We start from the raw sequence: 12,057 nt of genomic DNA on the forward strand, positions 1-12,057 counted from the left end.
AAATAGCTATAGGTAAAAAATAGATTATGACGACCATATATATTATAATGTGGAGGAGTGGCCGAGCGGTCAATGGCAGCAGACTGTAAATCTGCCCTCGTACGAGTTCGCAGGTTCGAATCCTGCCTCCTCCACCAACCCCCATTTTCCAGCGCTTTATTATTACTTATTATTACTTATTACTCCTTGTTATTCCTTGGCATAATTAAAAAAGTGTGATGCTAGAATCTGCATAATTGCTTTATAAAACAATGCGATATACTGTATTTTTAAAAAAGGATTATAAAAGTGTCTAAAAACGCTGTGTAAAATGCGGTTTGAGCAGCATAAAAAGCAATGGCAAATTGCGTGGTCGTAAACGGTATCGTTGCAACTTGTGCTTACATCAATGGGTTGATAAGCGCGGCAAAAAAACCGACTATAAGCGTTACTATTTAGACTGGCTGCACAAACGCCGAACACTAGCAGAAATTGCTAGCATTCTTGATATTTCCATCCCCAAGCTCACCAAGGAATTTGATGCTCTTGAGTGGGCAGAAGGATTAATTTTTCCTGCCTCAAAAGAAGCGATTAACCTGCTCATGGATGCGTCTTTCTTCGGCAGAGAATATGGCTATTTCTGTGCGCATGATGGCAGCAGAATCATTTATTACCAAGAGATCAAAACCGAATCAGTGAAGCATTTGCGTGAAGCTTTGCATGAGCTTGTGCAGGCAGGATATTGCTTCAAATCAGTGACCATTGATGGGCGCAAAGGGTTTTATGAAAACATCAGAAAAACACTTGGTGGAGTACCAATTCAAATGTGTATTTTCCATCAAAAAGCGATTGTAAGGCGATATACTGGAAATAATCCAAAGCTCCGTCCTGCAAAGGATTTGAAGGAGTTGATGGAAAAATTATGCAATACCGAACCAGAAGATTTTGTGGCTCAATTTTACGCTCTGGCAGAGCAGCACAAAGGATTCCTGAATGCCAAAAAGGGTGGAAGATTTACGCACGGAAGGACGCGTTCTGCATATAATTCCGTGCAAGAAAATCTGCACAGGCTATTTACATACAAGGAATTTCCAGAACAGAATATTCCGCCAACAACCAACCATCTAGAAGGCTTCTTCTCTCACCTCAAGGAAAGAATAAATATCCACCGTGGGTTGAAACTCCATAGAAAGAAAAAAGCTATAAAAGCTTTCCTCAATTCTTTCTAAAAAGCATCACACTTTTTTAATTATGCCTATTCCTTGTTATACCGCTATTTATCTAGTTTTCTGGCAATAGTCTAAATCCAGTTATTTGCTATTCTTTATTATATTTGTTTTTTATTTGCGAATAAATTACGAATAAACACAGCACTACCCACTAACCATTCCTGAAGAGTATAAAAATCCCATATACATAACATATCCGACCAAAAATATAGCGCCTGTTATTTTGGATATTTTCTGCATTTTGTAAATAATAACAAATGTTATCAGGGCGATTATTAGGTTCAGAGGTATATCAAAAGACGCTATCTGCCCTGACATAGGGACTGGCTTAATAATTGAGGTAATGCCAAGTATACTAAGTACATTAAACAAATTACTTCCCAGAACATTTCCGATAATAACATCGGAATTTTTCTTGATTGATGCGGAAATTGCCGTTGCCAACTCTGGAAGTGACGTACCTACCGCTACCAAAGAAAGTCCGATTACCGCCTCCGATATCCCAAACTGACGAGCGATATTACTCGCTCCATCCACCAGCAAATCTGCTCCAAACATTAACATAGCGATACCAACCACACTCATTATAATGGATAAACCAATACCAGTTTTACTATCAAATTCCTGCGCTTCATGCTCATGAACAGTGTGCTGCTTCCCTGCGGCAAGCTCACGTTTCTCTTTAATCTCAGAACGATATGAATAAACCAGATAAGCGATAAGCGAGATAAGCATGAGTATGCCATAAATCCGTGATATTTCACCGCTATAGGTGAGAAGATATAGCAATAATCCAGAAAATAGCACAGCCAAAGCGTCACGCCTGACTGCCTTCGCCGGACATAATACCGGACATATTATAGCGGCAATACCAAGAATAAATAATATATTTGCGATATTACTACCAACCACGTTACCAAGCGCTATATCACTCTTCCCGTCAAGAGAAGCTTTTACCGACACTAAAAGCTCAGGCGCGGATGTTCCAAAACCAACTACCACCACACCGATAAGTATTGCTGAAATCCCAAGCTTCTCAGAAATAGCGACACTACCTCTTACCAAAGCCTCACCACCGATGAATAGTAGCAATAAACCACTAAATACAAATATATAATCCATAAAAATCCATTATAATGATGAGCTACAGCCATTTAAGAAATTTGAAAACAGCTAACTGAACAAAAGTCACACATAAAAGAAGCATACTAAATATCCAGAATGAATTCTCATTCTCACTACCTGGTATTCCTCCTATATTTACTCCAAGCAAACCAGTTAAAAAACCAAGAGGCAGAAAAATAGCGGCTATTACCGACAACATATACATGTTCTTATTAATCTTATCAGCCATTATATTCGCTAGCTCATCTTTTACTATCTGCGCTCTCTCCCGTATTGAATCAAGATCCTCCACGTAACGAATTACATGATTGAATGACTCTTGAAGGTGACGTTTATCAGAAGATTTAAGCCAACTAACATCACATGTAAGAAGCTGTCCGATAGCGTCACGCTGCGGAGCCATATACCGACGAAAAACTATCGCCTGCTTACGCACATTTACTATGGATTCACGGAATTTTCTTAAATCAGTATCTTCTGTATCCTCTATTTCCTCTTCAATATCATCAGTTATCTCATCTAATTCTGATAAAACCGGCTCCAATCGCTCAAATAATCGTGCCACCAACATAGACACAAACTGTCCAGCGTCTTTAGGACCTTCCCCTAATTTTATCTTTTCCTCAATATCCATTACCGCTTTAAGCTTCCGCCTGCGCGCGCTGATAATACGGTGTTTATCAATCCATAACCTTATGGATACCATATCCTCAGGATCAGCATTCTCATTAAGATTCACTCCTCGTAAAATTAGCAAAACACCATCACCAATTTGGAACATACGTGGCCTAGTTCCATCAGCCAGCAACGCTTTTACGATAAATGGGTCAAGATAGGACAATTCCTTTTCCATCCAATCAGCGGTATCACTGTGATTAACATCAAAATGAATCCAAGCTAAAGAATCATCCTTTATTTTATGGCTTATCTCATCTTCTGTAAGTGGAGTCCCACCACCATTTCCATCAAAGTTATACGCTAAAAGTATGTGTTCATTCATTTAATTATCTCTGCGTTACTTAATGATCCAGAATTTTTAATATACAGATCTTGCTGTGGGTAAGGAATGGTTATATTATTTTCCTTAAATTTTTTCCACATACTTATCATAACATCACTCTGCGGCTCATAACGACCAAGAGTTACGTCATCTACCCAGAAATGCAGCAAAAAACTAACATAGCTATCGGCAAACTCACGTAAAAAACACTCAGGCACAGGATCTTTTATACAACGTGGATGTTCTCTTGCCGCCTCTAATATCAACTCTTTGGCCTTTTCAATATCCGACTCATAGGAAACTCTGATATAGATTTCAACCCGACCTTTACTGTTACTATATGTCCAGTTAGTAACACGGTTGGTAATAAAATCCTCATTCGGAATCATTATCTCTTTGCCTTCAAAAGTCTCAACCAATGTATAACGCGCGCCGGTATGACGGATAAAACCATATGTTCCGTCATTCAGCTCTACCAAATCATCATTTTCTACAGACTTCTCAAACAAAAGGATAAGTCCACTTATAAAATTTGAGGTAATTTTTTGCAGACCAAAACCAATACCAATACCAACCGCGCCGCTGAATATGGTAAGAGTGGTAAGATCAATCCCCAAAATATCTAGCGCGAATATAAAGGTAACAAAATAAAGGGCTATCTGAAAAATTTTTATTATGAGTGATTTGTTACTAGCTCTTATTTTGCGGATTTTTTTAATCCGTTTTTCACCAAATTCGGAGAAAATACCGGCAACCCAAAATAATATAATGATAGTGACCGCTGATTTCAGTAAAGTATATAAGGAAATGCTATTCTTACCTATATTAAATGATAAAGACTCCGAATCCAAAAATTCCTTGATAAGCCTCAAATAATCATAATAAACCAGCGAGATAAAGCTTATGGTAATTATAGCCAACATCAATTTGGCGGCAGCGGCGCTTGGCTTAAAAAGTATAGTCCATATTCTATTCATAAATAGCCTCTACCTTTGCGATATTTGTTGTGGTTTTTATTAATCACCCAGCCAACATAAAAAAAGGTAAAAAACAAGGTAAAATTTCAACCTATAAACCATATTTTAATAAACCTTATAAAAATACATTATGAATCAATATATTATAAAGAAAACTACTTGTCACAGAATCTTAATACTACACAAAAAACTATATGCTAGTATAAATGAAATGTTAGCTAAATATATATTTGGGAGGATATATGGCAGACAATAAACCTGTAATAAGAACAGTTAATGAAAATATTATTAATGTTACAAATCCAGAAAGTAGGATTAATCAAGACGTGCCAGTAACTATTACACCAAATGGTGACAAACATATCATAATTTCTGGTAGTGGCCTGCAAAATTTTGATGTTGATAAACAAGCTATCGATGACCACGACAGAGCCGCTGCCATTGTAGTATTGAATAAAGATAATCAACAGAAAGCTATAGCTATTGGTGAATATAATAATTCAAGAGATAAAATAACCATATCGCACATACAGTATAATGATGGTTCTTTGGAAGAGCTTAAAAAACCTTCTGTCACAGAAGCTCTGGTTGGCTTATTAACACAAGAGCCACCAAAGAACGAGAGAGGAACGGTAGGAGTAAACAGAACTACCGGCACGTTACTAAGAGAGGGTGATAATGGAGCTAATTCTCTTGGAACAGTAGAAGGTCTAAACCAATTTATTAATCATAAAATAGAACAGCACGAGCAAAACAAAAATAATGCTAGAGCAGCCGCTGATTCTGTAGAAGTTCTTAGCAAATTAGCGTCAACGGACGCGGCTATCGTAACCAGTCAACCATACCAAGTTGCCGCTAAAACAAGTCAGGAAAATCAGCTAGGTTAGAAGTAATATTATACTTTAACATTCTGTCATTTCCACGAAGGCGGGAATCTCATATAGCGCCTTATAAAAATGTTATGGTTACTCACTAATAAGCTGAGGTATTATCCGACCTTTACCACGTTGTGGCAATTCTTCTGCCATTACATTCTCGCTACTGCCAGCAATCTCACTTTTCAGATGGGTTTTATAAACTGAGTTGGCGAAGAACGCCTCTTCTACGTAGGAAAGTGACATTTTTGAGTTATCATTAACAAACGCTGGGCGAGGGGAGTCATAGGGACGTACCATATAAATAAGCCCGCCCATCAATTCAGTTACCGCTCCGTTCTTATTTTCAATTACAGTACAGTTATGCTCGGTTTTTATTCCTGAAATCCATAATGGTGAGCCATTATTTTTTATCCTCACACCACCACCTTCAGTATTTAATTGCCTTGCCCACACCCCATTAGAACCAGAAATATCTATGAACCCACAGCAACTATTCTCTAAAAACACCTCTCCACCATTTTTATTACGTTTTAAGGTGGTAACACCAGCTCCTATAACGTCCTTAAGCACTAAAGCTCTTTTGCCTTTAAGCTCAACAGCGACTTGATTGCCCAGCCAACTATTGTCAAAAGCTATTTTTTCAATAACAAGCGGCTCTTTACCAGATTTCACATAGAAAAAACCACGCTCTCTAGATAAGGAAGCGGAACGTTGCTTTACCGCCCTGATAGTAGATCCCATACCGATAATGCGCTTAACAGTTCGCGGAATAGTTATATTAGAGCCTATACTATAAATACCGTGTGGAAAATATATCGTGGAAGCACCGCTATTAAAGGCTTTATTAATCGCCGCAGCCGCGTCACTATCCGGTGAGTCATGCTTTACCGCCACCCAATCTTTACTATCTGATTTAGCTACAACAGGTGAGTGCTTAACCGGCAATGACCAATCTTTACTAGACTTAGCTATCTTATCACTTCCTTGATATACAGCGTCAACAGAACTTCCCTTCACTAAAACATCACGCAAATTCAAACTACCTTTATTAATATAGGCTTCCTCATCAGCGTTAAAAGGTATAAGAGAACCTCCTGAAATTACTACCAGCCCTTTTTCTGTCTCATTAACAAGGGGAAGAGGGGAGTCAGAAATTTTTAAGCCATCCGCCGATATAACATTATCCCGATTCCTCAGCCCTATACTTCTTTGTTTAATAATATTTATATTCTCAAGGGTAATGCCATATTCCGTACTGGCGACATCTATACCAACATCAAAACCCACAATATCAACATTTTTAATAAGAGCCGGACCAGCCCACTTTCTGGTCATTAAAATAGCGGTATTTCCACTATCCTCTGGCGCTTTTATCGTAACATTTCTTATCGCCCCAAAATTATTCGCTAGGTAATCAATAGCAACCGCGCCCTTATTACCATTGCCCACATCTATAGTAAGATTTTCTATAAAATTATTATAAGCGTCATTACCTTCACCTTTATTAGTATAATCCTTGCCTCCGCTAGTCGGGCTACCATCAAGCAGTTTCGCGGTCGTAAAAATCACTGATTTTGGAAGGTCAGGGTTATTATAACCAACAGCGTTATCTTTTAATTTTATAATAGTTCCGTCACGTGATTGCCCAATAAGTATCATCCCACTGGCAAAACGTCCTTCTTTATAAAGCTTTATGAGCGGTGATGACACTAAATATATACCATCAGGAAGATAGACTATCTTATCCTGCCAAAATAAAGTTTTGGTATCGTCCCCACTTGCGGCGAGAGCCTTCTTAATAGCGTCCGTGTCATCACTAACACCGTCACCTTTAGCTCCAAAATCACGAACATTTATAACCCCAGAATCCTTAGGAAACTCAATACAGCTAGGATACAGACACTCAGCGACAGCGGGAGTCGCAACGTTAACTAGTATTTGAACTGATAAAAAAAATAATAAAAACAAACGAAACATCAAATTTTCCCTCAATATAATAATCTATACTCATTATGGATAAAAATTATCCAAAACGATTATTAGAGTATAGACAAACAACTTTTCTTCTTCTATAACCCATACCTCCTTCAGACAGTACAGTCTATAGCGAATATAGCGCATATATTATATGCCTCGATAGCTCAGTTGGTAGAGCAAGGGACTGAAAATCCCTGTGTCGCTGGTTCGATTCCGGCTCGAGGCACCACCCCATGTTTCTGATAGCTTCCCGTAAGTTCCCACATACTCCCTTTTTCTATTAAAACAATAACTTATCGTTGTTGCCTTTTTTGATTTCTTCCCGTAGATTCCCGTAATATTCTTTTTTTTACGAAAAAATTACGACTGGATTACGAAAATGGCTACGATAAATCGGCGCGGTAAAAAGTGGGTGGCGGAAGTTAGGTCTAAGGGATTTTACAAGTCACAAACTTTTGAGAGCAAAATAGAGGCGCAGGGCTGGGCACTGGAAGTTGAGGCGGGTCTAGGTAAGTTTGGCAAGGTGGTTAAAGGGAAAACTTTCGGCGACGCTTTGCGGCGATATGCTGATAAGATTTCACCAGCGAAGAAAGGGGCGAGGTGGGAAGCGGTGAGACTTAAAAAGCTAGAAAAAGATTTTCTGAGTGAGATTTCACTGGTAAATATTTCCGCTAGTGATTTTAGAAAATGGATAGAAAAGCGAAGTGGTGAGGTTTCGCCGTCAACCGTCAACCGTGAACTTAACCTTATATCATCAGTATTAAAGGAATGTCGGGCAAGATGGCGGTGGATGGAGCATAATCCACTGGCTGATGTTAAACGCCCGAAAGACCCACCACCACGTGATAGGCGATGGTCGCAAAAAGATATAGAGCGTATTCTTCTTGCTTTAGAATATGAGGAGGATTTAGAGATAAAAACCACTCGTCAACAAATAGCGGTAGCAGTTTTGCTCGCGCTTGAAACAGCTATGCGGCGTGGTGAGATATGGGGGCTTAGGTGGGATAACGTCCATTTGAAAGAACGCTATATTCATTTACCTGAAACAAAGAATGGAACAAAGCGTAATGTGCCATTATCTAGTAGGGCGGTTGTGTTGATAGAGAAGATGCAATCGGTTAAGAATAATACAGGTAAAGTATTTACCTGTTCAGAAACCTCAACTGAGACTATATTTAGGAGGATGCTGAATCTTGCCGGATTAAAGGATTTAAGATTTCATGATTTACGTCATGAGGCGATAACTAGGCTCGCTAAAAAACTGGATGTGCTGGACTTGGCGAGAATGGTCGGGCATCGTGACCCACGCAGCTTGATGATTTATTATAACGCTACCGCTTCGGAAATAGCTGGATTGCTTGATTAACCTTTGAATCTCTCCACCCATGCTATGACCTCACTTCTTTTCCACAACCTCCTGCCGCCATTGTCTCCAGTTGGCAAGCGAATAGGAGCGGGAAAACTTATTTGATTTATTATATGATTAGCCACTGTCTTTTTACTGCGGCGTAGGCAATTAGCTATATCCTCTAAATCCCAATACATACTGTCTCGGTTTCGCCGCAGCTCGGTAAGAATATCGCCAAGTAGTGCGGATACATCTGGTTTATTTAGTTCTGTCGTTTCCATTTCTATTGCCCTTTCCATATTCCAACTACAGCTATTATTGTTAAACATAAGAATAAAAAACCAACTAGTAACGCGCCTTCCATCTTCCTTTACCTCCTCGTTAAAAATTCTCCCCACTTTCACAGACCGGCAGGGGAGTCTCCGGCACAACGGCGTATGTTCAAAACGCCTTCTGTTTCGGCTATGCGGTTAATTCTTTAACTGTCCACATTACAGCTTCTTCTAAAGATGTAAGACCAAGTGAGCGATAACGCCCCTCTTTTACTTGAGAGAACAAATCCTCAAGCTCTGTTGCTTTTTGCTTAATTGCATCGTGAAGTTTTATTTCTTCCTCGTTCAATTTTCTGTAACGAGGACGAAAGCGGCTAGGCTTAATATTGCCTTCTTGACGCCCATCTGGTGTGCCTTCAAAAACATTATCTTGTATCATAAATTAACCTTTCTTAAATTTGCAATCAACTAACCCTGACTGCTTGGGTATTTTGTTATTAAATTGTTAATTTCATTGTCCATTTCACGCAGTAAATTACGCACTCTAGCTCTCTCAAAAATTTTTTTGAAAAGTTCCTGTTTATCAAGCCCAGCATCCTCTTCTTCCAATACTTTAAGCTTCTTTGCTATTTTCATTTGCTTAGGAAAGGAAAGCTTAAGATAGTTATATGTTAGTTTTTTGACATCAAGATTGTTCCAGCGTATTCTTGAACCAAGAATTGAAAAAACCACATAGTCTTCTTGCTGTTGAAAATCTGAGATATATCCTATTACGCCACGAATTGTGACTTCAAGTTCCTCGTTGAACATATCTACAGTGTCGTATGGTTTATAGTCTCTGTCGTTAACGCGAATCTCAAAAGTTTTAATTCCATTGATATAAGCTTCTGCAGGCTTTCTATCTATCTTCAATTCATGGTTCATAGCTCCCCCCGCCACCATAGGATTAGGAACACTAGGGCGAATATAATCCACACCAAAGGAACTACAGCTATGACTTTGATATAGTACCAGCAGTTAATGTAATGACGCTGGCTGGATTTTCTTAGGTCGTAACAAAAATAGCCTGCTACTGCCAATCCGATGAGGTAATAAATGAGGAGGAAGGTCATATTAGTTCTTTCTCAAACTCTATGCCTTTACCTGTTATCATAGTAGTACCCCTTGCCTGTAATCCTTAATAAAGCGGTCAACCTCACTCTCTAATTGCCTGGCGCGGTTAAGCGCATCTCCGTTTCTTGTTTTAAAATATTCCTTTTGACTGCCACGCATTTTTTCAACCAGCCACACAAATTCCTGCAAGGAAGTATCATGGGGACTTGCAGGATTATTGTCATGCTCAGATTTTGTGTATCCTGTGCTTTTATTTAAGACCATGTAGTGTTTTTTCATTGGCTGGATTCCTTATAATGTCTATGTGAGTGGCAATATTGACTATTAAAAGCACAACGTCTTTCGCACTGGCGCAATTTGCCATAGCCTAGATAGACTTTGGCTTCACACAGTGGACGCTCGGATTTAGGGAGGTTTTTATAGGTAAGTTCCTCAAGCCTATATGCTGCTTCAGATATGCAAGCGTTAGCTATTCCATCATCACTCTGTATATCTCTCGCCAGTATTCTTAGTGCGGATATTAGCGTCTTATCATCTGTCCTTTTCACCTCACACCTCCATTTAGCTGTAATAAATCATCTTGTGTCACTATGCTCTGTGGCAGCGGCTGGATGTCAGGAGCTACCAGTAGCGAAATCATCGCGGCAAACAGGGCGAGGGTTACGATAAGTGCGAGGGCGGCGAGGATGGGTTTCATTCCATCCCCCTTGCTATATCTTTAAGCATGCCGATGAAGTGGGCTTTAGCGGCGGCGGACTCGCGGCGTTTTATCTCGTCATTGAGATACCAGCGGGCTTTTTTTAGATCTTCCAGATCATTGCTGCCGGTTTTAAGCCCAGCTCGCCAAATATATTTTACCACGTTGCCGAGATTAAAGTTAAGATGGCGGGTTACGTCTATGCACTCTATGCCCTGCGGGTTGCTAGGGTAATGGGCTGGTTTATTGATTTTATCGGTCATACCCCCTCCACCAATGGTTGAAGGATACAAAGAAGAGCGATTAGTGATAACATCAGAGTGGTAAACGCTAGACATTCTAAGCAGTTAATTATGATTTCTTTTTTGCTCATAGCTTTACACCCATCTGTTTTAAGGTTGCTGGATTGGTTGGTGGGGTGGTTGTGGAAAAAATCCGATCAAAATCATCCTTAAAACGATTAGCGCTACTCATCGTGGTTGGAAGCTTATTTAATTGTGACTGCTCTTTTTGCATATAACCCTCTTTTTGCTGTTGATGGGAATATATAACCATATTGGTGATATTTATTTTACAAAAGGGGGAAGGTGGGGTAGGTTGGGGATGCAGGGTATAGGAGATTTTGTTTTGGGAATTTGACAAAATAAAGGCTTCCCAATATATTGGCAAGTGTTCAATCAAGCCAAAAATAGGAAGCCTATATGAGTAAAAATAACCGAAATGAAAATAATAATCAAGCAAACAATAATTCTTCAGGTTCAAGAGAAATCAGTAATAGTCGGGATAAACCATGTGGAACGCAGAAGATAACGGATACTCTGGAAACACCGAGAACTCCACCGAAAAAGAAATAAAGGAAGAGTTATACGCTCTTGATTTCGCCGTAAGTAAATCAGTGCGTTATCATTCAAAAAGACAACGTTTTTTTGATATTTTACATAATTCGTCAACTATAATCTCAGCGATTAGCGGCAGCTCAGCTTTTGTGGCGGTCTTATCAGACAATAGGGATTTAGCGTTATGGGTATCTTTGATTGTAGCGATAAGCTCGGCGCTTGACTCGGTTTTTTCTTTTTCCAAAAAAAGTAGGGTTCATAATGATCTACGTCGGAGGTTTTCAGATCTACTAAAAGAAATGATTTTATCTGAAGGTGATGAGCAGCTTAGACGTAGATGGCAAGCTGAACGCCTGAATATAGAAGCTGATGAGCCGCCATCTTTAACATTACTGGTTGATATATGCCATAATGAGGAAGTGATAGCCAGAGGGCATGAGGAAAAATATTTATTAGAAGGTATAGATAGGTGGCATTGGTGGCTAAGCGATATATTTTCCTTTGACCGCTATCACCAATATCTGGTTGATTTAAGGCGAGCAAAATTATAATTTTTTCTGTAATAGCTCTATCAAACAGATTATATTACTATTAAATTAAAACATAAATTCTAGCTGTGACAGTTA

16 protein-coding genes and 2 tRNA genes are annotated in these 12,057 nt (G+C 39.2%); 6 read left to right on the forward strand and 12 right to left on the reverse strand.

Annotation, left to right across the window (positions count from 1 at the left end; all coding sequences use genetic code 11):
- The first annotated feature begins 51 nt into the window (after positions 1–51).
- Together R3D71_05710 and R3D71_05715 are read left to right on the forward strand one after the other, a co-directional pair.
- Positions 52–137, forward strand: a tRNA-Tyr gene (locus R3D71_05710).
- A gap of 180 nt (positions 138–317) precedes the next feature.
- Positions 318–1,208, forward strand: a complete 891-nt coding sequence (locus R3D71_05715; protein MEZ5691142.1) for a hypothetical protein — start codon at positions 318–320, stop codon at positions 1,206–1,208.
- Between the two features lie 144 nt (positions 1,209–1,352).
- Here R3D71_05715 and R3D71_05720 read toward each other — a convergent pair whose 3' ends face one another.
- Genes R3D71_05720 through R3D71_05730 form a run of 3 tightly spaced genes read right to left on the reverse strand, consistent with a single transcriptional unit; the run spans position 1,353 to position 4,310 of the window.
- Positions 1,353–2,330: a calcium/sodium antiporter gene (locus R3D71_05720; protein ID MEZ5691143.1), complete on the reverse strand. Its 978-nt coding sequence runs from the start codon at positions 2,328–2,330 to the stop codon at positions 1,353–1,355.
- Positions 2,331–2,352: 22 nt separating this feature from the next.
- Positions 2,353–3,333 (reverse strand): zinc transporter ZntB, encoded by a 981-nt coding sequence (locus R3D71_05725; protein ID MEZ5691144.1) that lies wholly within the window; start codon positions 3,331–3,333, stop codon positions 2,353–2,355.
- Positions 3,330–4,310 (reverse strand): mechanosensitive ion channel, encoded by a 981-nt coding sequence (locus tag R3D71_05730; GenBank protein ID MEZ5691145.1) that lies wholly within the window; start codon positions 4,308–4,310, stop codon positions 3,330–3,332. Before R3D71_05730 ends, R3D71_05725 begins: the two co-directional genes overlap by 4 nt.
- A 242-nt stretch (positions 4,311–4,552) precedes the next feature.
- Here R3D71_05730 and R3D71_05735 point away from each other — a divergent pair, with 242 nt between their 5' ends.
- Complete coding sequence (locus R3D71_05735) at positions 4,553–5,197, forward strand: hypothetical protein (GenBank protein ID MEZ5691146.1); 645 nt, start codon at positions 4,553–4,555, stop codon at positions 5,195–5,197.
- Between the two features lie 78 nt (positions 5,198–5,275).
- Here R3D71_05735 and R3D71_05740 read toward each other — a convergent pair whose 3' ends face one another.
- A complete protein-coding gene (locus tag R3D71_05740; protein ID MEZ5691147.1) occupies positions 5,276–7,165 on the reverse strand; it encodes a glycoside hydrolase family 55 protein in 1,890 nt (629 codons plus the stop codon).
- 153 nt (positions 7,166–7,318) lie between these two features.
- On the opposite strand from R3D71_05740, the gene R3D71_05745 reads away from it, so the two are divergent.
- Together R3D71_05745 and R3D71_05750 are read left to right on the forward strand one after the other, a co-directional pair.
- A tRNA-Phe gene (locus R3D71_05745) sits at positions 7,319–7,394 on the forward strand.
- Positions 7,395–7,544: 150 nt separating this feature from the next.
- Positions 7,545–8,531 carry a site-specific integrase gene (locus R3D71_05750; GenBank protein ID MEZ5691148.1) on the forward strand — a complete coding sequence of 329 codons (987 nt, stop codon included), beginning with the start codon at positions 7,545–7,547 and terminating at the stop codon, positions 8,529–8,531.
- On the opposite strand, the gene R3D71_05755 is transcribed toward R3D71_05750, so the two are convergent.
- The 8 genes from R3D71_05755 to R3D71_05790 form a co-directional block, all read right to left on the reverse strand.
- Complete coding sequence (locus R3D71_05755; GenBank protein MEZ5691149.1) at positions 8,528–8,794, reverse strand: hypothetical protein; 267 nt, start codon at positions 8,792–8,794, stop codon at positions 8,528–8,530. The two genes, R3D71_05750 and R3D71_05755, sit on opposite strands and share 4 nt — an antisense overlap.
- Before the next feature lie 181 nt (positions 8,795–8,975).
- Positions 8,976–9,224, reverse strand: coding sequence for a hypothetical protein (locus R3D71_05760; protein ID MEZ5691150.1), 249 nt, complete (start codon positions 9,222–9,224; stop codon positions 8,976–8,978).
- A gap of 29 nt (positions 9,225–9,253) precedes the next feature.
- Positions 9,254–9,760 carry a DUF3850 domain-containing protein gene (locus R3D71_05765; GenBank protein MEZ5691151.1) on the reverse strand — a complete coding sequence of 169 codons (507 nt, stop codon included), beginning with the start codon at positions 9,758–9,760 and terminating at the stop codon, positions 9,254–9,256.
- A 174-nt stretch (positions 9,761–9,934) separates the two neighbouring features.
- A complete protein-coding gene (locus R3D71_05770) occupies positions 9,935–10,177 on the reverse strand; it encodes a hypothetical protein (GenBank protein ID MEZ5691152.1) in 243 nt (80 codons plus the stop codon).
- Complete coding sequence (locus tag R3D71_05775) at positions 10,174–10,446, reverse strand: hypothetical protein (GenBank protein MEZ5691153.1); 273 nt, start codon at positions 10,444–10,446, stop codon at positions 10,174–10,176. Before R3D71_05775 ends, R3D71_05770 begins: the two co-directional genes overlap by 4 nt.
- Entirely contained in the window at positions 10,443–10,595 is a 153-nt protein-coding gene (locus R3D71_05780; protein ID MEZ5691154.1) for a hypothetical protein, read from the reverse strand. Before R3D71_05780 ends, R3D71_05775 begins: the two co-directional genes overlap by 4 nt.
- Positions 10,592–10,858, reverse strand: coding sequence for a DUF3310 domain-containing protein (locus tag R3D71_05785; protein ID MEZ5691155.1), 267 nt, complete (start codon positions 10,856–10,858; stop codon positions 10,592–10,594). The genes R3D71_05780 and R3D71_05785 overlap by 4 nt, the downstream gene beginning before the upstream one ends.
- Before the next feature lie 106 nt (positions 10,859–10,964).
- Entirely contained in the window at positions 10,965–11,111 is a 147-nt protein-coding gene (locus tag R3D71_05790; protein MEZ5691156.1) for a hypothetical protein, read from the reverse strand.
- A gap of 274 nt (positions 11,112–11,385) precedes the next feature.
- Between R3D71_05790 and R3D71_05795 the strand changes: the two genes are divergently transcribed.
- Entirely contained in the window at positions 11,386–11,982 is a 597-nt protein-coding gene (locus tag R3D71_05795) for a hypothetical protein (GenBank protein MEZ5691157.1), read from the forward strand.
- The last annotated feature ends 75 nt before the right edge of the window (positions 11,983–12,057 follow it).

It is taken from the genome of Rickettsiales bacterium, from assembly GCA_041396965.1.
GTDB lineage: Bacteria > Pseudomonadota > Alphaproteobacteria > Rickettsiales > SXRF01 > SXRF01.

Bases quoted from the DNA above. Each gene is read 5' to 3' on its own strand.
- R3D71_05730 (MEZ5691145.1), bottom strand. From the start codon at position 4,310: ATGAATAGAATATGGACTATACTTTTTAAGCCAAGCGCCGCTGCCGCC.
- R3D71_05790 (MEZ5691156.1), bottom strand. From the start codon at position 11,111: ATGCAAAAAGAGCAGTCACAATTAAATAAGCTTCCAACCACGATGAGT.
- R3D71_05755 (MEZ5691149.1), bottom strand. From the start codon at position 8,794: ATGGAAACGACAGAACTAAATAAACCAGATGTATCCGCACTACTTGGC.
- R3D71_05770 (MEZ5691152.1), bottom strand. From the start codon at position 10,177: ATGAAAAAACACTACATGGTCTTAAATAAAAGCACAGGATACACAAAA.
- R3D71_05725 (MEZ5691144.1), bottom strand. From the start codon at position 3,333: ATGAATGAACACATACTTTTAGCGTATAACTTTGATGGAAATGGTGGT.
- R3D71_05785 (MEZ5691155.1), bottom strand. From the start codon at position 10,858: ATGACCGATAAAATCAATAAACCAGCCCATTACCCTAGCAACCCGCAG.
- R3D71_05720 (MEZ5691143.1), bottom strand. From the start codon at position 2,330: ATGGATTATATATTTGTATTTAGTGGTTTATTGCTACTATTCATCGGT.
- R3D71_05795 (MEZ5691157.1), top strand. From the start codon at position 11,386: ATGTGGAACGCAGAAGATAACGGATACTCTGGAAACACCGAGAACTCC.
- R3D71_05740 (MEZ5691147.1), bottom strand. From the start codon at position 7,165: ATGTTTCGTTTGTTTTTATTATTTTTTTTATCAGTTCAAATACTAGTT.
- R3D71_05735 (MEZ5691146.1), top strand. From the start codon at position 4,553: ATGGCAGACAATAAACCTGTAATAAGAACAGTTAATGAAAATATTATT.
- R3D71_05760 (MEZ5691150.1), bottom strand. From the start codon at position 9,224: ATGATACAAGATAATGTTTTTGAAGGCACACCAGATGGGCGTCAAGAA.
- R3D71_05780 (MEZ5691154.1), bottom strand. From the start codon at position 10,595: ATGAAACCCATCCTCGCCGCCCTCGCACTTATCGTAACCCTCGCCCTG.
- R3D71_05750 (MEZ5691148.1), top strand. From the start codon at position 7,545: ATGGCTACGATAAATCGGCGCGGTAAAAAGTGGGTGGCGGAAGTTAGG.